The organism is Stenotrophomonas sp. YJH_SMC_106-19 (assembly GCF_059368375.1).
On sequence record NZ_JCAFRQ010000002.1, the window covers coordinates 340349 to 360452 of the forward strand.

Genomic DNA, 20104 nt, shown 5'->3' on the forward strand with positions numbered 1-20104 from the left:
GGCGGCGCCGGGCCTGATACCCTTTAGGTTTTCGGCGGTCCGTCGCGACCCTGGCCCAGGCGGCCGGTGGTCCGGGTCCGCCGGCCCGCAGACTGCCAGCCCCCAATGAACGCACCCGCCAAATTCACGACCTCCCAGATCCGTAGCGATTTCCTTGAATTCTTCAAGGGCAAAGGCCATACCATCGTGCCGTCGGCACCGCTGGTGCCTGGCAACGATCCGACCCTGCTGTTCACCAACTCCGGCATGGTGCAGTTCAAGGACGTGTTCCTCGGTGCCGAGAAGCGCAGCTACGTGCGCGCGGCCGATGTCCAGCGCTGCCTGCGCGCGGGTGGCAAGCACAACGATCTTGACCAGGTTGGCTACACCGCCCGCCATCACACCTTCTTTGAAATGCTGGGCAACTGGTCGTTTGGTGACTACTTCAAGAAGGACGCGATTGCGTGGGCGTGGGAGCTGCTGACCCAGGTCTGGAAGCTGCCGGCCGATCGCCTGCTGGTGACCGTCTACCAGACCGACGACGAAGCCTACGAACTGTGGCGCGACATGGTGGGGGTGCCGGAAGAGCGCATCGTGCGGATCGGCGACAACAAGGGCGCGCCGTTCGCTTCGGACAACTTCTGGCAGATGGCCGACACCGGCCCGTGTGGTCCGTGCACCGAGATTTTCTACGACCACGGCGACCACATTGCCGGCGGTCCTCCGGGGTCGCCGGATGAGGATGGCGACCGCTTCATCGAGATCTGGAATCTGGTGTTCATGCAGTTCGACCGCCAGCCGGACGGCACTCTGGTGCCGCTGCCGGCGCCTTGCGTGGATACCGGCATGGGCCTGGAGCGTCTTGCGGCGATCCTGCAGCATGTCCACACCAATTACGAGATCGACCTGTTCCAGGCTCTGATCCGCAAGGCCTCCGAGCTGACCGGCACCTCCGATCTGGAAAACAAGTCGCTGCGCGTGATTGCCGACCACATCCGCGCCTGCTCGTTCCTGATCGTCGATGGCGTCCTGCCTTCCAACGAGGGACGTGGCTATGTGCTGCGCCGTATCATCCGCCGCGCCCTGCGTCATGGTTGGATGCTGGGTGTGCGCCAGCCGTTCTTCAGCAAGCTGGTGCCGACGCTGGTTGCACAGATGGGCGAGGCCTATCCGGAGCTGCCGGCGGCAGCGGACACCGTGACCCGCGCGCTGCAGGCTGAGGAGGAGCGGTTCGCCGAGACGCTCGACGCCGGCATGAAAATCTTCGAAGACGTTGCGGCAAGGGCCGGCAATGGCGTGATCCCGGGTGGTGACGCCTTCCGCCTTTACGACACCTATGGCTTCCCCCTGGACCTGACCCAGGACATCGCCCGCGAGCGTGACCTGACGGTCGATATCGCCGGGTTCGATGCGGCGATGGAACAGCAGCGCGAGACCGCGCGTGCCGCGGGCAAGTTCGGCGGTGGCGTGACCCTGCCGGCCGAGCTGGTGGCGACGCTCACCCCGACCGCGTTCCTGGGCTACGACCGCCTGCAGGCCGGTGACCTGACCGTGCTGGCGCTGCTCAAGGAGGGGCGTCCGGTACAGTCGGCCAGTGCCGGCGATGCCGTCATCGTCATCACCAACCAGACGCCGTTCTATGCCGAGTCCGGCGGCCAGGTCGGCGATACCGGCGTAATGACCGGCAACGGCGTGCGCCTGGCGGTGGAAGACACCCAGAAGTTCGCGGGCCAGTTCCACGGCCATGTCGGTACCCTGACCGAAGGCGACCTGAAGGTGGGCGATGTGCTGGCTGGCGAGGTCGACGGTGAGCGCCGCGGCGCCACCATCCTCAACCACTCGGCCACCCATCTGCTGCACGCGGCCCTGCGCGAGGTGCTGGGCACGCACGTGCAGCAGAAGGGCTCGCTGGTGGCGCCGGACCGCCTGCGTTTCGATTTCTCGCATTTCCAGCCGATCAGTGCCGAAGAACTGGCCGTGATCGAGCGCAAGGTCAATCAGCAGGTGCGTGCCAACAATGTTGCCGAAGTGCACTCCATGGGCATGCAGGAAGCACTCGATTTCGGCGCCATGGCACTGTTCGGAGAGAAGTACGGCGAACAGGTCCGGGTACTGAAAATGGGCGACTATTCCACCGAACTGTGTGGTGGCACCCACGTCAAGCGCACCGGTGATATCGGCCTGTTCAAGATCACCTCGGAAGGCGGTGTCTCCGCGGGCGTGCGTCGCATCGAAGCGGTCACCGGTCAGGGCGCCCTGGATTACGTCGATGCCGAAGAGGCGCGGTTGTCCGAGGCGGCCGAGCTGCTGGGTGGCAGTGCTGCCGACGTGGTCGAGAAGATCCGGGCGCTTGGCCAGCGCCAGAAGCAGCTGGAACGTGAACTGGAAGCGGTGAAGGCCAAGGTTGCCGCGGGTGCGACCGCCGACCTTTCCAGCCAGGCGGTCGAGGTCGCGGGCGTGAAGGTGCTGGCGGCCCGCCTGGAGGGCTTCGACGCCAAGGCGCTGCGCGATGCCGTGGACCGCCTGAAGCAGCAGCTGGGAGACGCGGTGATCGTGCTGGCAGGTGCCCAGGACGGCAAGGCCGCCCTGGTCGCCGGCGTGAACGGCAGTGCAACGGGCCGGGTCAAGGCCGGGGAACTGTTGTCGCATATCGCCGGTCAGATCGGGGGCAAGGGCGGCGGACGCCCGGACCTCGCCCAGGGTGGTGGCGAGGACGGGCCCGCCCTTGCCACTGCACTGGCTGCCGTCGTCGAATGGGTCAGCCCCCGCCTGTGATGAAGCCTGCCGTCCCCCTTCTTGTAGGAGCGGGACGGCTGACGGTACCATTGCGAATCTTTTCCCTTTGTCGTGGTAGCGCTTCTTGACGAAGCGTCAAGCCGGTGGGGGATACCCTTCCACACGGTTCCATGGAGACTTACAAAAATGTTGATCCTGACTCGCCGCGTCGGCGAAACCTTGATGATCGGTGACTCGGTGAGCGTCACCGTGCTCGGCGTCAAGGGTAACCAGGTACGTATCGGCATCACTGCGCCGAAGGACGTCGCTGTGCATCGCGAAGAGATCTACCAGCGCATCCAGCGTGGTGACGAAGCCGGCAGCGCCGGTGGTGAAAATTCTGCGGAATAAGGCTTTACCTTCGCGCGTGATTAACGTTATGATTCACGCCCCGCTGAGGTGCGACGCACCCCTGCGGTGAAATCCACGGAGTGATGCCCGAGTGGCCGAAGGGGCTCCCCTGCTAAGGGAGTATAGGGTCAAAAGCTCTATCGAGGGTTCGAATCCCTCTCACTCCGCCAGATACTCAGAAAAGCCCCTGGAGACAGGGGCTTTTTTGTGGCCGGAATTCTCCCGTGCAGCACGTTGCCCATCACCTGCAGGAATCGAGTCTGCGCTGATTGCTGGACTTGGATTGCAGGTTCTGATGTGCTGAGCCGGTACGCCGACGGATCGGCGATCGATGGGACGGGAAGTGCGGATGCAGATTTCCTTGAAGCGCGCTCTGATCGTGGGCGGCGTGGCAGTTGTCGTGTTGACCGGCGGTTATGTCCTGTGGGGCCGCGCGGATTCCATGCCGCAGGCGATTGCGGCGCACGCGCCTCACACGCAAGGCCGCACTGACGTCGCACCCGTGCCCTCAAAGCAGCATCGTGCCGCTGCGCGAACGGGTCCGCAGCCGCCGAATCCCCAGGTCTTCCGCCGGGTAGGTCCGAAGGCATACGAGATTGCCGGCAACCGTGAGCGGCGGCCGCCGGGCGATGCGCTTGAGTACATGAGGGTGATGAAGCAGCGTTCCGACGCCGGTGATGCGGATGCGAGCTATCTGATGGAGTTGACGGTGCGCGAGTGCAGGAACCTGATCAAGCATGATCCGGTCGCGTCATTCTATTTCCTTCGTAATGCAGGCATGACGCCGGATCCTGCCTCGTTGGTCAATGATGAGCGTCGTCTGGGCGAGTGTGCGTCCCTGGTAGCTGCGCCTGCCTTCTATCATGGAGCATGGCTTGCCAGGGCCGCCTCGCAGGGTTCAATCGAAGCCAAGCTGCTTTACGCGGCCGATCCCGAGACCGTCATCGGCCCTCCGTCGGAGTGGCTTGCGAATCCGGAATCCCTGGTCAGATGGCGGGAGAGTGCGATGCGCCATCTCCATGATGCTGCGGCAACGGGAAGCCTCGATGCGGTCAGTCACCTGTCCAGCGCGTACGACAAGGGAAGAATCACCGCCTACGATGGCGTGAATGCCTATGCATATGCCTTGGCCGCTGCCAAGGCAAATCCGGCACATATGCCGGCGAGGAGCCTGCAGGAGTTGCAGGCGAAGTTGAGCCCTGCACAGCGCGAGGCTGCGCGCGAGCGGGCGACGCAGGTGTACGCGGACTGCTGCATCGCAGATCAATGACGCGCAGTCCCGATTCCGTCGGTTTCGATGGGGCAGGACGCGGCCTGCCGGATTTCGTCCTCGACCTCAATCGTGCTGGAACCGCAAGGGTTCACTGCCCATCGCCGGATCGCTGGTGCCGGGGCGGCCATCCTCGACGCGCCCTGCCAGGCGCAGCGCACCGCTTCCAGCGCTGACATGCAGGTCGTACCACCCTGCGGTAGGCGCTGCATCCCAGGCCAGTGATGTTTCCGAGCGCGCGGCAATGTCCAGCGTCTGGTCCGGCATGTGCCCGGCATAGGCGCCTCCCTGCACGCGGACCCGGCAGGGCTCATCGCCTGGATTACGCAGACGCAGGCGAAGCTGGCCATCGGCGCGCTCCATCTCCGCCAGCAACATCGGGGAGGTGGCATCGCCGCGGAAGTGGCGATGGAATCCATTGGGGCCCAGCAGCCACAGGTCGAAGCGGCCATCGGCAGCAAGTGGCCAGCGCGCCTGCACGGGCGTGCCCGGCACCAGCGTGTAACGCCTCGGAATCGCGTCCAGGCGCAGCCGGTCGTAGACATGCAGTACCGCTGCCGCTCCTTCGCAGGCCAGCTGCAGATCGATGCTTCCGGCGGCCAATGCGGTGATCCGGGCCTGCGGCCGATAGGGCAGGGCGCGTGCCGGTCTCACCCCGGCTTCCTGGCGTGCAGGGTGCAACCCCTCCGGCAGTGCAGGCACGGTCCGGCCCGGCAGGGCCGCCGCGCGCGCGGCCACCGCATCGACGTCAGGCAACGCTTGCACGAAGGGGCGGGTATCGCGCTGGGCGAAATCGAACGCGTGGGTCAGATCGCCACAGACCGCGCGCCGCCACGGTGAGATGCCCGGTGCGGGCACACCGAAGCGGCGTTCGATCAGACGCAGTACCGAGGTGTGGTCATACACCTGCGAATCGACCCAGCCGCCCCGGCTCCAGGGCGAGATCACATACAACGGCACGCGTGGGCCCAGTCCATAGGGGCGGCCACGCAGCTCGGCGGCGTCGTACTTCTCGTCGCCAGGCGCAGGATGCCGATGGTATTCGCCTTCGGTGCCGACCGACGATGCGCCGGCCCAGCCATCCGCCAGCGGTGAAGGCGGGGCGGGCGGCGGCACGTGGTCGAAGAAGCCGTCGTTCTCGTCGAACATCAACAGCAGGGCGGTACGACTCCAGACCTCCGGGTCGGCGGTCAGCGCGTCGAGCACGCGCGCGGTGTAGGCCGCGCCCTGCGCCGGGCTGGAGGGGCCGGGATGTTCGCTGCCGGCAGCGTCGGCGATGATGAAGCTGACCTGTGGCAACTGCCCGTCGACCACATCCTGGCGCAGCTGTGCCAGCCCGCGCGTGCTGACCCCGCGTGCGCGGAGCTGCGGATCGTGACCCGGTGCAGCGCGGTACGCCTGCCGGAAGGTCTCGAATCCGGCCAGCGGGTTGTCGGTGAAGTTGTCGGCCATGTCCTGGTAGATCTGCCAGGACACCCCTGCCTGCTGCAGCTGCTCGACGTAGCTGGTCCACTGGTAGGACGCCGGATGGCCGCCGTGCTCCGGGAAGTTGTCGTGGGAGTTGGCGATCACCGGGCCGCCGGCGCGGGCAAAGGGATCGTTGTGGCCGGTCCACAGGAACACCCGGTTCGGGTTGGTGCCGGCCTGGATCGCGCAGTGATAGGCATCGCAGACGGTGAAGGCATCGGCGAGTGCGAACTGGAAGGGCAGGTCGCTGCGCTGGAAGTAGCCCATGGAGTGATTCTGCTTGGCCTTGGGCCACTGCCCCATGCGCCCATGGTCCCAGGCACGCTGCGCGTCAGGCCAGGTGTGCGGCGTGCCTTCGACGCGCATGTAGCCGAAGTGCGCGGCGGTATCCAGCGGGAACGGTGCGATCGCGCGGCTGCTGCTGGCATCGGGTTGCAGCCACAGGGTGCGCGCAGCGCCACCGCCCGTCAGGGGGGCGGCGGGGGCCACGAAACGATCACCGAATCCGCGCACGCCCGGCAGGGTGCCGAAGTAGTGATCGAACGAGCGGTTCTCCTGCATGAACACCACGATGTGCTGCAGGTCCTGCAGGCTGCGGGTGCGTGCATCGGGGGCGATCGCGGCGGCCCGGGCGATGCTCGGCAGCAGCGGTGAAAGGCCGGCGGCAAGGCCGGCCTGCAGCAGTCGGCGACGGCCGATATCGGTCACGGGTTCACTCACAGGTCCACGCGGAAGGAGATGCCGACGGTGCGCGGAGCGCCGATGAAGGCGCTGTCGCGGCCGTCGACACCTGCAAGATACCGCTTGTCGGTGAGATTGCTCACCACCAGGTTCGCACCCATGCCCTTCAGGCGTGGCGACAGGCCCTGCAGATCGAAGCCGATGTTGGCATTGAACACCGTGGCCGAGGGCAGTCTGCTGGCGTTGGCAGCATCGAGGTAGCGCGTTCCCAGGTAGCGGCCTGACAGGCCGAAGTTCCAGTTCTCGCCCTGCCAGTCAGCCGAGACCACCAGGATCTGCTCGGGCTGGCCGATCACCTTGGCGCCATCGACGATGCCCAGCTGGGCGTCACGGGCGGAATCGCCGCTGCCGAGGTACTTCGAGCGGTTGTAGGTATAGGCCGCGTTGATCCGCCAGCCGTTGTCCCAGCCGTATCCGAGCGCCGCTTCCAGGCCATTGCTCTCCACGCCCCCGAAGTTCTCGTAGACGCCGTCGGTCTCGCCCAGGTAGTCGATGCCGCTGACGAAACCGGCCGGCAGGTAGACGATGCGGTTGTCGAACTTGATGTTGTACAGGGTGACCGAGGCGGTCAACGGCCAGCGGCTGATGCGCATGCCGAGTTCGATGTTGTCGGCTGTCTCCGGCTCGACGTTGCGGAAGCGCTGCGGATCGGTCTCGCCCAGTACGCCGGAGGGGATGGCCGCGAAGTTCTGCGAGAAGCCTGCGAACAGTTCCATGCCCTGAACACCGGGTGCCCAGGTGAAGCCGGTGGACAGCAGCGGATCGGACTTTGAATCGGACGTGACGTTCTCGGCGGCGCCGATCACACGCCGGCGGGACTGGTCCACGAAGAACTGCTTCACGCCCAGGCGCGCGCTGAAGGGGCCGAAGCGGGCCACGTCCTCGATGTAATACATCTGCTCATCGACCTTGTACCGGTCTTCGAACTGGACCCAGTACGGCTGGTGATCGAAGGCGATGTCCTGCCCGACGTTGAGCAGCCGGTGCCAGTCGCGGCGTGCGGAGCGGTCCAGCTTTTCCACCCACAGGCCACCGCGGACCGTGTTGTCGATGCTGCCGAAGGTCTGCCGCCACTCGACGTCGGCAGTGACGCCCATGCGGTCGTTGTCGTAGTGGGTGTGGCGGTAGGACTGGGCGCCGAGCACATTGCCGGCGTAGCAGCCCGGATCATACTCGGCCGTGAAGCCCAGCCGCGGCGTGCAGGTGGCCAGACGCTGGGCGGCGCTGCCATCGGGATTGACGAAGTAGATCTGGCCCCGGTTGCTGCCGCCGTACACGGTGCTGCCGCCGGTGTACTCCGACTCGGGGCGACCGCTGCCATCGTCGCTGACCTGCGCCAGGTACGGCGGCAGCCAGTCGCCGCGACCCTGCATGCGATGACCGTAGGCCGCCATCGAGGCCTTGAAGCCGTTGCCACCGTCGAAGGCGGCGCGCAGGTAACCGAAGGTGTTCTCGCGCAGGGCACGGGAACCGGAACGGAAATTCTGATCCAGATAGGGAATGCCGGTCAGGGTGCCGACCAGGTTGTCGCGGTCCGGATTGGTGGCGAAGCCCTGAGGCGAGACGCTGGTGTATTCCGGTTCGTCGGCATCGTTGTAGGACAGATAGCCGGTGAGTGTCCAGCGGTCCAGTTCGGTGACGAACTTGCCGGCGATATGGTCGTTGCGGGTGCGGCCGCTGCCGTCGATCCAATCGTGCACGCGCGCCGAGGATGCACTGACCCAGGCACGGGTGTGGCCGCCAAGCACGCCGGTGTCATAGCGCACGTAGTACTTGCGCGCTTCATTGTCACCGGCACCGACGACGAAGCGCAGCCGGCTGTCCTGCAGCGGATCGCCGGTGAGGAAGTTCAGGGTGCCGCCCAGCGCCTCGTTCGAGCGCGAGGAGATGTCAGCCGTGCCCTGGCTGACCTCCACCGTTTCCAGGTCCAGGGTGTCGATGTAGCGATTGGCCAGGGAGCCACCGCCGTAGCCCGAGCCACCATTGGGCAGGCCATCGATGGTGGTGCCGATCTGCTGCGTATCGCGGTTGGTGACGAAGCCGCGCATGCTGATCTGCGTGCCCCACACCGACGAACCGGTGGCATCGGCCTCGCTGACGACCACGCCGGGCACTTCGTTGAGCGCGTCGTTGACGCTGCTCATCACCAGCTGCCGGTTCAGTGTTTCCGTGCGCACCGCAGTCTTGGCGTAACTGGTTGCCTGGCCGATCACCTGGACCTGGTCCAGCGTGCGGGCGTCGCTGCGACGTGTCGTGTCACCCTCTCCCTGCGGTGCTTCGGCGAGGGCGTCCAGTGCGGGCGCGATCAGCAGGGCAAGCAGCGAGATACGGGGAATACGCGCATGCGTTGGCATCGAAACCAGACCTTCACGAGTGGGGGAAGCCCCGGAGTGTCGGCAGCGGCAGTGACGTGACGGTGACGTGCAGATGCAGCCTTCATTGCACTCGCGGCGCGGGAGGCGCCCTGCACCAAGCTGAATCGATGCTGCGCTGTCATCAAGCCGTCATCGAACCGCGATAGATGGCAAGCGCGGTGCCCGCTAGGCTGCCACGCTGTCGCATTTCTTCCTTGATCGCCCATGAAGCGCCCGCTGCTGCTGTTGCTGGCGTGCGCCGGCCTGTGGCTGGCTGCATGCTCTTCCTCGATGAATGCCGCATCCACCTCGCTCGCCGACCGCCTGGTCGCGCCGGGCGGCGTGTCGACGCTGCTTGACCAGCCGCGCATCGCTGCGGCCATTGCCGGGATTCCCAATCGCCATGGTTTCGCGCCGGGCCGTGATGGCGTGCCGATCTTCTGGCGCGTTTTCGATCCGGGCAACTACGGCGCCCGCTATCGCTATCTGCCGCAGCGGCATGAGAATGGCCTGCCGCTGGACACCGGACTCAGCCTGTCGGTGCCGCAGCCGTTCCGGGCACAGGCGCCGCGTGGCACCGTGGTGCTCCTGCACGGCTGGATGATGAACGGCGATTCGATGCTGCCGTGGTCATTGCAGCTGGCCGGATCGGGCTATCGCGTGGTCACGCTCGACCTGCGCAACCACGGTCAGTCCGGGGCTGGACCCTCCGGCTATGGCACCTACGAATCGGACGACGTGGTCGATGTGATCGCTGAGCTGCGCGCACGCGGCGAAGTCACCGGGCCCCTGTATCTGTTCGGCGTGTCCTATGGCGCGGCGACGGCGGTGTTCACCGCTGAAAAGCTCGGTGACCAGGTTGCCGGCGTCGTCGCGATGGAGTCGTTCGCCAATGCCGGCGTAGCCATCCGCACGATGATTCCGCACCTGATGGCGCTGCAGCCGGAAGGGTGGAAAGCACAGGCCGTGGCCTCATATGCGCGGTGGCGCTATGGCGGACAGGACATCGACCAGGTAATTGCTGCGGCCAGCCGCCGCATCGATGTCGATCTTGACCATGTGGATGTGGCCCGTGCGCTGGCCGACACGCGCGCCTGCGTGCTGCTGCTGCACGGGCAGGGCGACCAGCACATTCCTGTGAGCCAGGGGCGCGAACTCGCGCAGGCCAACCCGCGGGCGCACTACATCGAGATGCGCGGCGAGGACCATATCACCCTGCCGCTGCGGCTGGATCTGTTGGCCGGTGTGGTCGACGACTGGATGGCGCGCGACGAACGGCACCCCCCGTCCACCTGCCCGGCGCCGCAGCTGCCGGCACAGGCCGAGTGGCTGGTGCACGATGTGCCGGCAGCGGAGCCGGCACGCGGTTGATGCATCGTCAGGACAGCCGGCGCGCCAGTGCGGGCGCCGACAGCGCGACACCGATCAGCAGTGCCGCCACGCAGAGGAACGCGAAGCCCAGGCTGCTGGCATGGGCCAGTGCGCCGATCGCGGCCGGGCCGGCGAGAATGCCGGCATAGCCCAGTGTGGTGACAGCCGTGATGGCGATGTTCTCGGGCATCGCGCGCTGCTGTCCAGCCATCGAGAACAGTGCCGGCACGATGTTGGCGCAGCCCAGGCCGACCAGCGCATGGCCCGCAAGGGCAACCGGCAACGATGGCACCAGGGTGGCCACGGCAAAGCCGGCCGCAGCGGTGATGCCGCCGATGACAAGGGTGCGGGTGCGGCCGAGACGCTCGACGATGCCATCGCCGAACAGGCGCATGGCTGTCATCGCCAGAGTGAACACCGCGAAGCCCGCGCCGGCCTGGTCGCGAGGCACCTGCCGTACCTCGGCCAGGAACACGGCGCTCCAGTCCAGCATCGAGCCTTCGGCGAGAAACACCACGAATGCCAGCACGCCGATGAACAGCACCACGCCATGTGGCAGTGCCAGCAAGGGGCCTTCGTGCAGGATCCGTTGCGGACGCCAGTGCGGTGCCGACAGCACAGCTACCAGCAGCAGTGCCGCCGCCGCGAGCAGCGCGGCCAGCCAGAGCGGTGTGCCCAGGATCAGCAGACCGGTCATGCAGCCGGCGCCGACAAAGCCACCGATGCTGTAGAAGGCGTGGAAGCCGGACATCATCACCCGGCCGGCTTCGCGTTCGACGGCCACTGCCTGCATGTTCATCGTGCAGTCCATCGCACCCACGCCCGCGCCGAACACGAACAGGGCCGCACCGAGCACGAAGGGCGAAGGCGGCACCGCCAGCAGCGGCAGTGCCAGCAGCACGAGTGCACAGGTGAACACCAGCAGCCGACGGCAGCCGAAGCGACCGGTCAGCGCACCGGCCAGCGGCATGGCCAGCAGTGAGCCCAGCCCGAGGCACAGCAGCACGGCGCCCAGACCGGCGTCGGACAGCCCTGCCTGGGCCTTGGCGAAGGGCACCATCGGTGCCCACGCGGCGGTGGCGAAACCGGGAATGAAGAAGGCGGCGCGGGTGGCGTGCTGCTGGGCACGTGGGGAAGAAGGCGTCATGCGCGGTAGGAAGCTCCAGTGAACCGACATGGAAGCGATTTCATGGCGGTTCGGCAAGTGCCAACGGAGGGGGGCCGACATGCATACGATTGCAGCGCGACAAGGGCGAGGCGGCATCGAACCCCGCCCCGCACCGCGACGGTGATCTGTGGCCGCGTATGGACAGACCCCACGAGAGCTTCTGTTCAGAACCCGCAGATGATGGCCGATCGGATCCAGCCCCGGCGTCTTCTGCAACTGGATGCGAGCCATGCCTCGCTGGCGTCGAAACCGGCCGAGGTGACTGCGTTGATTCTGGAGGCCTGCGCCGCCGTCGGCGGTTGAGGCCAGAGGTCGCCCGCGGTACCGGTCGGCACCGCGGGCGTGACTTCACAGCGGCAGGTCGAACACCAGCACTTCGGCGTCGTTGCCGTTCTCCAGCGTCAGCTGCGCTTCGTCGCTGATCTGCAGCGCATCACCGGCTTCCAGGGTGATGCCGTTGACCTGCAGCTGGCCACGGGCGACCTGCACATAGGCACCGCGTCCGCTGCCCAGGGCGTGGTGCAGCTTGTGGCTGCCGTCGAGCAGGGTGGCGAAGATGCGGGCATCCTGGTGGATGCGCAGCGAACCATCTGCACCGTCGGGCGAGGCGATCAGGCGCAGCTGGTTGCGCTTGCTGTCCGGCGTGAAGTGGGTTTCCTCATACGACGGGGTGATGTTCTCCGTGTCCGGGAAGATCCAGATCTGCAGGAAATGCACGGGTTCGGTGGCCGAGTGGTTGAACTCGCTGTGGCTGACGCCGCTGCCGGCGCTCATGCGCTGCACATCGCCGTAGCGCAGTACCGAACCGGTGCCCATCGAGTCCTTGTGTTCCAGTGCGCCGCCCAGCACGTAGGAGACGATCTCCATGTTGCTGTGGCTGTGGGTACCGAAGCCCTGGCCGCCGATCACCTTGTCCTCGTTGATCACCCGCAGCGGACCGAAGCTGACATAGCGCGGATCGTAGTAGTTGGCGAACGAGAAGGTGTGGCGCGAGGACAGCCAGCCATGTTCGGCCAGGCCACGGGTAGCACTCTTGCGGATCTGCAGCATGGGATATCTCCTTGTTCGATGTTTTCGATGGGGCGGGGCAGGGCATTGATCGCCGTGTTTCCCTGTTGGAGAGAAGTATCCGCTTGCGCCGGTGCTTTGAAAAACGGATAGTTTTGAAAGCCATCATCGAAAAATTCGAATGCTCAAGCTCAGCCTCGAAGCCCTGCAGATCCTGGACGCCATCGATCGCCGTGGTTCGTTTGCGGGCGCCGGCAAGGCCCTGCACAAGGTGCCGTCCACCATTTCCTACACCGTGGCCAAGCTGGAAGAGGATCTTGGCGTGCAGCTGTTCGACCGGGTGGGCCCGCGTGCGGAGCCGACCGAGGCCGGTCGCGCGCTGCTGGATGAGGGCCGGCATCTGCTCCGTGCGGCCCGCGAACTGGAACTGCGGGTGCGCCGGGTGGCCTCCGGCTGGGAAACCGAACTGACCTTGGCAGTGGATTCGGTGTTTCCCACCTGGCTGCTGGGTCCGGACATCGCCGCATTTCGCGGCGCTGAGGCGCCGACCCGCCTGCGCTTGATCGGCGAGGCGCTGTCCGGCACCTGGGAGGCGCTGCTGGACCGGCGTGCCGATCTGCTGGTGGGCGCGCCGGGCGAGGGGCCGAGCGGTGGTGGCTACGTGGTCGAGCCGTTGGGTACGGTCGAGTTCGTGTTCGCGGTTGCCCCGGATCATCCCTTGGCGGCAGTGCCGGGCGTGCTGGGACGTGAGCAGCTGGTCGAGCACTGTGCGATCGCGGTGTCCGATTCGGCGCGGCGCTTGCTGCCCCGGACGGTTGGCCTGCTGATGGGGCAGGAGATGCTGACAGTGCCCGACATGGCCAGCAAGCTGAAACTGCAATGCGAGGGCGTGGGCTTCGGCTTTCTGCCCGAGCCGTGCGCGCGCGCGGCGGTGGCACGAGGCGAACTGGTGATCCGTGAGGTCGAGGAACACAAGCCGGAGGAGACCTTCTGGTTGGCCTGGCGGACCGGTGAGGATGGCGCGGCATTGCGCTGGTGGCGCGAGCGCCTGCGTAGGCCGGAGCTGCTGTCGCAGTGGTGGCGGGCAATGGCCGGGGGGTAGGTGTGCGACAGGGCTGCGCCCTGCACCCGCGACGGGCGGGAACACGGCAACAGCAACAGCTGAAGCGGGCTTGCCGGGGCAGGACGGGGTGGGTCCGGTTGCGGGAGACGCCGTAAACCCGTCCCTGGGGGCTTGGCCGCGGCATCCATGCCGCGGACACTCCCGCAACCGGACCCACCCCGCCTTCGACAGTTTTCCGCTATCTGTCGGAACGGCGTACTGCTCTGGTAGGTGTCGACCTTGGTCGACACGGTAGATCCACGCCATGCATGGATGAATTCACTCGATATCTGACAGATGTGTCGACCAAGGTCGACACCTACCAACAGCCGCGTGAACCTGTCGAAGGTGGGGCGGTGTCGGAACGCGCGCTGTTGCTGTTGCTCCGGCTTTGGCTTCGGCGGGTGCAGGGCGCAGCCCTGCCGAAGAACACACATAAAAAAACAGCAGGCCGAGGCCTGCTGTTTCGGTGTAATGGTGCGCCCGGAGAGATTCGAACTCCCGACCGCCTGGTTCGTAGCCAGGTACTCTATCCAACTGAGCTACGGGCGCCAATTACATAAACCTGTTGTGTTGATCGTGTATGGTGCGCCCGGAGAGATTCGAACTCCCGACCGCCTGGTTCGTAGCCAGGTACTCTATCCAACTGAGCTACGGGCGCGCGGTACACAATCAAATTTTACTTCATTTCCAGCGGCGGATGCCGGAAACCTGTCGAGTGGTGCGCCCGGAGAGATTCGAACTCCCGACCGCCTGGTTCGTAGCCAGGTACTCTATCCAACTGAGCTACGGGCGCCCTGCGACAGGAGCGGAATTATGCGGATGTCGGCGCGTACCGTCAACCGTTTTTGTGAAGATTTTCATCCAGCTGAATGAAAAATTGGTGGGCGACCGCCTGTGGCGCCTTCATCCACGCGAAGTGGTCGGCACGCGTGCCCAGTTCCCCGTCGGACAGCACATGCAGGTGTGATGCCACATTCGGCAGTTTGTCCAGCAACGCCTGCATCGAACCGGTCGGTGCCAGCCAGTCGTGTTCCATCACCACGGCCTGCGCGCTGCCATGCACGCGTGCCATCTGCGCATCGAGATCCTCGGTCATGCCCGCGGCTGCGTAATGGTTGCTCAGGCCCACCCGCGACCAGTCGGCAATCAGGCCGCGTGCTTCGGTGCCCCCAAAGCCCAGGCGCCGGCCGTGCAGCACGCCCTGGCGGCGGGCGATCCAGGGCAGGAAGCGGTACACCAGCGGCAGAAGCCATCCGCGCGGAGGCGGAAACGTACGCCAGAACGGCGTGCCACTGGCGGCCAGCCACAGGTGCTCGAAGTGCTGCGGTTGCCGTCCTGCATGCACGCAGGCCAGCTGCCCACCCAGGCTGTGCCCACCGATGATCCAGGGCAGCGCGCCTTCGCCGGCATCGGCGTTGGCGAGCAAAGCCTGGCTGGCAGGCAGGTCCTGCTCGAGCACTTCACGATAGCCCCAGTCCTGCGTGCGCGAAGGGCGCAGTGAACTGCTGCCGTTGCCACGCCACTCGTGCAGGTAGACCGCGATGCCTTTCGCAGCCAGGGCCTGTGCCAGTGGCAGGTAGTGGCGCGCGGCCACGCCCAGAGCGGGGAGCCATAGCAGCCGCGCCAGCGGCTGCTCGGGTACGCAGGCCATCACCTCGAAGCGATGGCCGTCGCCGCATTCCACGGCCAGTGTCCGTGATGGCAGGCTCATGCGTGGGGCGCTGCGCCGAAATGATCCAGCACGCGCACATCGCTGCGCCCCGGCATGTAGCCCAGTTGCAGCCCGCGTGCCACGTAGTCGATCGATGCTTCGCAGGCGTTGGCCAGGCTCAGGCCATTGCACAGCTGCGCGGCGATGGCCGAGGCCAGTGTGCAGCCGGTGCCGTGGGCATCCAGCGGCAAGCGCGCGTGACTGAATTCCTCGCTGCTGACGCCATCGAAGTAGCGATCGATCACGCGGTTGCCCTCGTGCAGGTGGCCGCCCTTGAGCAGCACCGCGCCGGCCCCGAGATCCAGCAGTGCCGACGCAGCCCGCTCGGCGTCGTCTCCATCGCCGATCGTGCGGCCCACCAGCAGTTCTGCCTCCGGTGTGTTGGGAGTGACCAGCGTGGCCAGCGGAAGCAGACGCTCGCGCATTGCCTGCAGCGCGCTGTCTTCCAGCAGGCGCGCGCCACTGGTGGCGACCATCACCGGATCCAGCACCACATGTGCGGGGCGGTGACGCTGCAGTACATCGGCCACGGCGTGGATCACCTCGGCATTGGCCAGCATGCCCAGCTTCACCGCGTGGATGTCGAAATCATCGAAGCACGCGTCGAGCTGCGCGCGCAGGAATTCGATTGGCGGCACATGCACGGCGGTGACACCGCGGGTGTTCTGCGCGGTCAGTGCGGCGATCGCGGAGAGGCCATGCACGCGGTGTGCGGCGAAGGCCTTCAGGTCGGCCTGGATGCCGGCGCCTCCGCCGGAGTCGGAGCCGGCGATGGTGAGGGCGGAAACGGGAGTGGTCGGGCTCATGCGGCGATTGTGCCGTGGTCACCGGGATGGGGGTAGTGCCGGCTACGGGCTGCCGGCAGGGGCGGACGCCTCATGCTGCGCGTGCGTGCGGCGACGCTCAGTACCGCCAGCGTACCCATTGCTGGTACAGCACATAGACCAGCCCGGTCGCGCCGGTCAGCAGCGCGGGGGCAAGCAGGGCATCGTACTGCCAGCGCAGGAACAGCCACGCACCCATCACGCCACCGGCCAGGAAGCCGCTGATGATCAGGCCGCTGAGCGTCAGCCGCCGCACCTGCAGCGGCAGCCCGCGCAACAGATGGCCCAGGCCGATGCCAAGATCGGTGAACATGCCGCTGAGGTGGGTGGTCCGTATCACCGCGCCGCTGAAGGTGGTGGCCATCGCGTTCTGCAACCCGCAGGCCATCGCTGCCGACAACGCGCCCCAGATCTGCTGCTGCTTGAACAAGGGAATGGCGGCCAGCAACAGCGCCGATTCCAGTGCCAGAGCGACGCCATAGCGCCGGCCGAGCTGCAGTGCGCTGTCCTGGATCAGCAGCCCGCTGAGCATCGCACCCAGCGAAAAAGCGATCAGCAGGCCCCACAGGTGCCCGACCGCGCGCCAGTCGCCCTGCGCCAGTGCCATGCCGAGCTGGCTGGTACTACCGGTCATGTGGCTGACGGCCTGATGCTCGAAGCCCAGAAAGCCGACCACGTTGACCATGCCGGCCACGCACGACAGCGCTACGGCACCGATCCAGACCCAGGTGGGAAGGCGTATGCCCATCGGCGCGACCCTCAGGGACCGCCGAGACCGCCGTTGAACTGCAGCTCGCTGAACGCACCGGTGGCCGGGTCGAACACCGCGCCCCAGAACTGCTTGCCACCATCGCAGACGCGGATGGCCTCGCGCGCCGGCTTGATGCCGCTGTCGTCAGGCAGGCGGAACGCATTGATGTAGATCAGGCGCTTGCCGGCGCTTTCGATGCCGACGTACTGGCGGTCGAAGTCCAGTACGTCGGGCACCTGCGCCTGCAGCGAAGGCAGTGCGGCTTCCAGCTGGTCCACCTGTTGCCGGCTGGGGGCCCAGTAGCCGGTGACGCGGCCGGCATCCCGGCCCGGGCTGTGCCGCGAGCAGGTGTCGAGCACCTGCGCGGCGACGATCGGCCGGGTGACCACCCACGACTGGCCGGTGCGTTCGGCGGTCGGCACGCTGGCCGGCCCGCGGGTGGTGGTGCAGGCACCAAGGACGGCTGCGAGGGTGATCGCCGCCGTCGGCAGCAGCAGGCGGGCAGAACGGTTCACAGCACCTCCGAAGCGTAATCGGCCAGCCGCGAGCGTTCGCCACGGCGCAGGGTGATGTGCGCACTGTGCGGCCAGTTCTTGAAGCGGTCCACCGCGTAGGTCAGGCCGGATGTCGTCTCGGTCAGGTACGGGGTGTCGATCTGCTCGACGTTGCCCAGGCAGACGATCTTGGTGCCGGGACCGGCACGGGTGATCAGCGTCTTCATCTGCTTCGGGGTGAGGTTCTGCGCCTCGTCCAGGATCAGATAGCGCGACAGGAAGGTGCGGCCGCGCATGAAGTTCATCGAGCGGATCTTGATGCGGCTGGCCAGCAGATCGTTGGTTGCCTGGCGTCCCCAGGTTCCGCCTTCCTGGTTGTGCGTGAGCACTTCCAGGTTGTCGGTCAGCGCGCCCATCCACGGTGTCATCTTCTCTTCCTCGGTGCCCGGCAGGAAGCCGATGTCCTCGCCGACGCTGACGGTGGCCCGGGTCATGATGATCTCGCGGTAGCGCTGCTGGTCCATCGTCTGTGCCAGCCCCGCGGCCAGTGCCAGCAGGGTCTTGCCGGTGCCGGCGGTGCCGAGCAGGGTGACGAAGTCGATCTCCGGGTCCATCAGTGCATTGAGCGCGAAGTTCTGCTCGCGGTTGCGCGCGCTGATGCCCCACACGGCATGGCTGCCGTGGCGGAAATCATCAACCAGCGACAGCACCACCTTGCCATCGCCGACCACGCGGCTGACGCGAAGCTCCACCTCGTCCTCGCCCGGCAGGTAGACGTACTGGTTCGGGTACCACTCCTCGTCGTCCCTGGCCAGAATCTCGTAATGGGTGCGGCCCTTGTCGCTCCAGCTGCGCAGGTCGTCGCCATGGAGCTTCCAGAAATCCTCCGGCAGCTCGGTGGCGCCGGTGTAGAGCAGGCTGAAATCGTCCAGCGCGCGGTCGTTCTCGTAATCTTCCGAAACGATGCCGGCGATGGCCGCCTTGATCCGCAGGTTGATGTCCTTGGAGACGAACACCACCGGGATCTCCGGGGTCTGCTCCTTCAGCGCCAGGATGGCACCGAGGATGGCATTGTCCGGGATGACCTGACCGAAGCTCTTGCCGGCATCGAAATGACTGGTCTGGAACCGCAGCTTGCCGGCGCTGTGCTTGCCACGCAGCTGCAGGCCCTGTGGGCGCTGCAGCGGAATGCCGTCGGCCAGATTGTCCAGGCCGGAGGCCTGCACCAGCTCGTTGAGGAAGCGGCTGACCTGGCGGGCGTTGCGGCTTGCCTCGGACGTGCCCTTCTTGCCGTTGTCCAGCTCCTCGATCACCTGCATCGGCAGGTAGACGTCATGCTCCTCGAATTTGAACAGCGCGGTCGGATCGTGCATCAGCACGTTGGTATCCAGCACGTAGATGCGCTTGCCTCGGGTCATCGTCGATTCCTGGTTACGGACAGGGAAAAACCACCACGACCTGCGGGGCAGGGTGATGGCGGACAAAGTGGGCGATGGGAATCACTTGGATTGGGCGGCCTTCAGTTCGGCAAGCACGGCGTCGGCATGGCCGGCGACCTTGACCTTGCGCCAGGACTGCGCGATGCGGCTGTCGGGAGAAATCAGGAAGGTGCTGCGCTCGATGCCACGTACCTGCTTGCCGTACATGTTCTTCATCCGGATCACATCGAAGGCGTTGCACAGCGCTTCGTCGCCATCGCTGACCAGCGGGAACGCGAAGCCCTGTTTGGCACAGAAGTTGTCGTGTGATTTCACCGAGTCACGGGATACGCCGAGTACGGTGGCGCCGGCCTTGCGGAACTCCGGCAGCAGCGCGTTGAAGTCGATGCCTTCGGTGGTGCACCCCGGGGTGCTGTCCTTGGGGTAGAAGTACAGCACCAGCCATTGGCCCGCGAGGTCGCCGAGGGTGGTGTGTTCGCCGCCTGACAGGGCCAGCGGGAGCGAGAGGGTGGTGCGGTCCAGGGTATCGCCGTTGTTCATGAGGTCCTTGGTTCCGGAGCCTGGGGTATTTCTACGACAGTTGCATGAAACGCCGCGCGCCCGTGACGAACGCGCGAAAAATCAGAACTTCATCGGATCCATGATCGCGTCCAGGTTCAGGTGGTCGCAGAATTCGAGGAAATCATCGCGCAGGGCGGCGATGTGCATGTTGGCCGGCACGCCGATGGTGACCTGCGCGCTGAACATTTCCGCACCGGTCTGCATGGCGCGATAGCGCGTGCTCTGCAGGGTCTCGATGGTGATGCCCTGGCGGTCGAAGAAGTCGGCCAGCTGGAACAGGATGCCCGGCTTGTCAGCGGCGATCACTTCAACGATGTACGGCAGCAGATTGGACTGCGCCTGCTTGGCCTCGGTGCGGTACCAGACCAGTTTCAGGCCTTCCTCGCGCTCGAGCCGGGTCAGCATCGCTTCCAGCTTGGCGACCGAGTCCCACGACCCGGTGGCCAGCGCGGTGACCGATACGTCGCGGCCAACCGTGGCCAGGCGCGCGTCCACCAGATTGCAGCCGCTGTCGGCAATGCGTCGGGTGACGGACAGCAGTGGGGACTCCGGATGCGTCGTATAGGCGTTGATCAGGAGGTGGTTTTCGCTCGGCGCGGGGCGCGGGGTGGTGTCGGTCAAGGCGATTCCGGGTAATGCATGCGTGAGTCTGAATGCCCGCCAGAGGCGGGGATCCACCGGAGTGCAGCATACTTGCCCGTGCTTTCGCGCCGCAAGTAACATTCAAGTCGCCCC

General features: G+C 66.1%; 16 protein-coding genes, 4 tRNA genes and 1 pseudogene. 7 read left to right on the plus strand and 14 right to left on the minus strand.

Annotation, left to right across the window (positions count from 1 at the left end):
- The first annotated feature begins 105 nt into the window (after positions 1-105).
- The 4 genes from alaS (at position 106) to AC5P5M_RS09170 (ending at position 4375) form a co-directional block, all read left to right on the plus strand.
- Entirely contained in the window at positions 106-2754 is a 2649-nt protein-coding gene (gene alaS / locus AC5P5M_RS09155; protein ID WP_283219022.1) for an alanine--tRNA ligase, read from the plus strand.
- Positions 2755-2901: 147 nt separating this feature from the next.
- Entirely contained in the window at positions 2902-3105 is a 204-nt protein-coding gene (csrA, locus tag AC5P5M_RS09160) for a carbon storage regulator CsrA (protein ID WP_053520007.1), read from the plus strand.
- Positions 3106-3182: 77 nt separating this feature from the next.
- Positions 3183-3275, plus strand: a tRNA-Ser gene (locus tag AC5P5M_RS09165).
- Between the two features lie 179 nt (positions 3276-3454).
- Entirely contained in the window at positions 3455-4375 is a 921-nt protein-coding gene (locus tag AC5P5M_RS09170; RefSeq protein WP_495205779.1) for a hypothetical protein, read from the plus strand.
- Between the two features lie 66 nt (positions 4376-4441).
- On the opposite strand, the gene AC5P5M_RS09175 is transcribed toward AC5P5M_RS09170, so the two are convergent.
- On the minus strand, positions 4442-6550 hold the full coding sequence (locus AC5P5M_RS09175) for a phosphocholine-specific phospholipase C (protein WP_414488143.1): 2109 nt from the start codon (positions 6548-6550) through the stop codon (positions 4442-4444).
- 8 nt (positions 6551-6558) lie between these two features.
- Positions 6559-8937, minus strand: coding sequence for a TonB-dependent receptor (locus AC5P5M_RS09180; protein ID WP_111186072.1), 2379 nt, complete (start codon positions 8935-8937; stop codon positions 6559-6561).
- A gap of 225 nt (positions 8938-9162) precedes the next feature.
- On the opposite strand from AC5P5M_RS09180, the gene AC5P5M_RS09185 reads away from it, so the two are divergent.
- Complete coding sequence (locus AC5P5M_RS09185) at positions 9163-10308, plus strand: alpha/beta fold hydrolase (RefSeq protein ID WP_111186073.1); 1146 nt, start codon at positions 9163-9165, stop codon at positions 10306-10308.
- A gap of 7 nt (positions 10309-10315) precedes the next feature.
- Here AC5P5M_RS09185 and AC5P5M_RS09190 read toward each other — a convergent pair whose 3' ends face one another.
- Positions 10316-11455 carry an MFS transporter gene (locus tag AC5P5M_RS09190; RefSeq protein ID WP_476341886.1) on the minus strand — a complete coding sequence of 380 codons (1140 nt, stop codon included), beginning with the start codon at positions 11453-11455 and terminating at the stop codon, positions 10316-10318.
- 201 nt (positions 11456-11656) lie between these two features.
- Between AC5P5M_RS09190 and AC5P5M_RS09195 the strand changes: the two genes are divergently transcribed.
- Positions 11657-11779 (plus strand): hypothetical protein, encoded by a 123-nt coding sequence (locus tag AC5P5M_RS09195; protein ID WP_262917636.1) that lies wholly within the window; start codon positions 11657-11659, stop codon positions 11777-11779.
- A 45-nt stretch (positions 11780-11824) separates the two neighbouring features.
- On the opposite strand, the gene AC5P5M_RS09200 is transcribed toward AC5P5M_RS09195, so the two are convergent.
- Complete coding sequence (locus tag AC5P5M_RS09200) at positions 11825-12526, minus strand: pirin family protein (RefSeq protein ID WP_053520377.1); 702 nt, start codon at positions 12524-12526, stop codon at positions 11825-11827.
- A 139-nt stretch (positions 12527-12665) separates the two neighbouring features.
- Here AC5P5M_RS09200 and AC5P5M_RS09205 point away from each other — a divergent pair, with 139 nt between their 5' ends.
- The gene (locus tag AC5P5M_RS09205) at positions 12666-13586 is read left to right on the plus strand and encodes a LysR family transcriptional regulator (RefSeq protein WP_065181268.1); all 921 of its coding nucleotides are present in this window, start codon (positions 12666-12668) and stop codon (positions 13584-13586) included.
- A 475-nt stretch (positions 13587-14061) separates the two neighbouring features.
- Here AC5P5M_RS09205 and AC5P5M_RS09210 read toward each other — a convergent pair.
- The 10 genes and pseudogenes from AC5P5M_RS09210 to AC5P5M_RS09255 all read right to left on the minus strand — a co-directional run bounded on the left by AC5P5M_RS09210 (position 14062) and on the right by AC5P5M_RS09255 (position 19990).
- Positions 14062-14138 (minus strand) — tRNA-Arg (locus tag AC5P5M_RS09210).
- A 32-nt stretch (positions 14139-14170) separates the two neighbouring features.
- Positions 14171-14247: transfer RNA gene (locus tag AC5P5M_RS09215), tRNA-Arg, on the minus strand.
- Positions 14248-14305: 58 nt separating this feature from the next.
- Positions 14306-14382: transfer RNA gene (locus AC5P5M_RS09220), tRNA-Arg, on the minus strand.
- Positions 14373-15300 (minus strand): annotated as a pseudogene (locus AC5P5M_RS09225) (alpha/beta hydrolase family protein). The gene AC5P5M_RS09220 and the pseudogene AC5P5M_RS09225 overlap by 10 nt, the downstream one beginning before the upstream one ends.
- Positions 15297-16106, minus strand: coding sequence for a bifunctional hydroxymethylpyrimidine kinase/phosphomethylpyrimidine kinase (gene thiD / locus AC5P5M_RS09230; protein WP_111185422.1), 810 nt, complete (start codon positions 16104-16106; stop codon positions 15297-15299). Before thiD ends, AC5P5M_RS09225 begins: the two are co-directional and overlap by 4 nt.
- 97 nt (positions 16107-16203) lie before the next feature.
- Positions 16204-16872: a YoaK family protein gene (locus tag AC5P5M_RS09235; protein ID WP_053517265.1), complete on the minus strand. Its 669-nt coding sequence runs from the start codon at positions 16870-16872 to the stop codon at positions 16204-16206.
- A gap of 11 nt (positions 16873-16883) precedes the next feature.
- Positions 16884-17390, minus strand: a complete 507-nt coding sequence (locus tag AC5P5M_RS09240) for a hypothetical protein (protein WP_053517266.1) — start codon at positions 17388-17390, stop codon at positions 16884-16886.
- Positions 17387-18787, minus strand: coding sequence for a PhoH family protein (locus AC5P5M_RS09245; RefSeq protein ID WP_065181271.1), 1401 nt, complete (start codon positions 18785-18787; stop codon positions 17387-17389). The genes AC5P5M_RS09240 and AC5P5M_RS09245 overlap by 4 nt, the downstream gene beginning before the upstream one ends.
- 81 nt (positions 18788-18868) lie before the next feature.
- Positions 18869-19348 carry a peroxiredoxin gene (locus AC5P5M_RS09250; RefSeq protein WP_065174941.1) on the minus strand — a complete coding sequence of 160 codons (480 nt, stop codon included), beginning with the start codon at positions 19346-19348 and terminating at the stop codon, positions 18869-18871.
- An 81-nt stretch (positions 19349-19429) separates the two neighbouring features.
- Complete coding sequence (locus AC5P5M_RS09255; protein WP_025879444.1) at positions 19430-19990, minus strand: glycine cleavage system transcriptional repressor; 561 nt, start codon at positions 19988-19990, stop codon at positions 19430-19432.
- Positions 19991-20104: the final 114 nt, after the last annotated feature.

What these genes read in the sequence shown, in the direction of transcription:
- alaS (WP_283219022.1), top strand. Translation starts at nt 106, where the DNA reads ATGAACGCACCCGCCAAATTCACGACCTCCCAGATCCGTAGCGATTTC.
- csrA (WP_053520007.1), top strand. Translation starts at nt 2,902, where the DNA reads ATGTTGATCCTGACTCGCCGCGTCGGCGAAACCTTGATGATCGGTGAC.
- AC5P5M_RS09170 (WP_495205779.1), top strand. Translation starts at nt 3,455, where the DNA reads ATGCAGATTTCCTTGAAGCGCGCTCTGATCGTGGGCGGCGTGGCAGTT.
- AC5P5M_RS09180 (WP_111186072.1), bottom strand. Translation starts at nt 8,937, where the DNA reads ATGCCAACGCATGCGCGTATTCCCCGTATCTCGCTGCTTGCCCTGCTG.
- AC5P5M_RS09185 (WP_111186073.1), top strand. Translation starts at nt 9,163, where the DNA reads ATGAAGCGCCCGCTGCTGCTGTTGCTGGCGTGCGCCGGCCTGTGGCTG.
- AC5P5M_RS09190 (WP_476341886.1), bottom strand. Translation starts at nt 11,455, where the DNA reads ATGACGCCTTCTTCCCCACGTGCCCAGCAGCACGCCACCCGCGCCGCC.
- AC5P5M_RS09195 (WP_262917636.1), top strand. Translation starts at nt 11,657, where the DNA reads ATGGCCGATCGGATCCAGCCCCGGCGTCTTCTGCAACTGGATGCGAGC.
- AC5P5M_RS09200 (WP_053520377.1), bottom strand. Translation starts at nt 12,526, where the DNA reads ATGCTGCAGATCCGCAAGAGTGCTACCCGTGGCCTGGCCGAACATGGC.
- AC5P5M_RS09205 (WP_065181268.1), top strand. Translation starts at nt 12,666, where the DNA reads ATGCTCAAGCTCAGCCTCGAAGCCCTGCAGATCCTGGACGCCATCGAT.
- thiD (WP_111185422.1), bottom strand. Translation starts at nt 16,106, where the DNA reads ATGAGCCCGACCACTCCCGTTTCCGCCCTCACCATCGCCGGCTCCGAC.
- AC5P5M_RS09235 (WP_053517265.1), bottom strand. Translation starts at nt 16,872, where the DNA reads ATGGGCATACGCCTTCCCACCTGGGTCTGGATCGGTGCCGTAGCGCTG.
- AC5P5M_RS09245 (WP_065181271.1), bottom strand. Translation starts at nt 18,787, where the DNA reads ATGACCCGAGGCAAGCGCATCTACGTGCTGGATACCAACGTGCTGATG.
- AC5P5M_RS09250 (WP_065174941.1), bottom strand. Translation starts at nt 19,348, where the DNA reads ATGAACAACGGCGATACCCTGGACCGCACCACCCTCTCGCTCCCGCTG.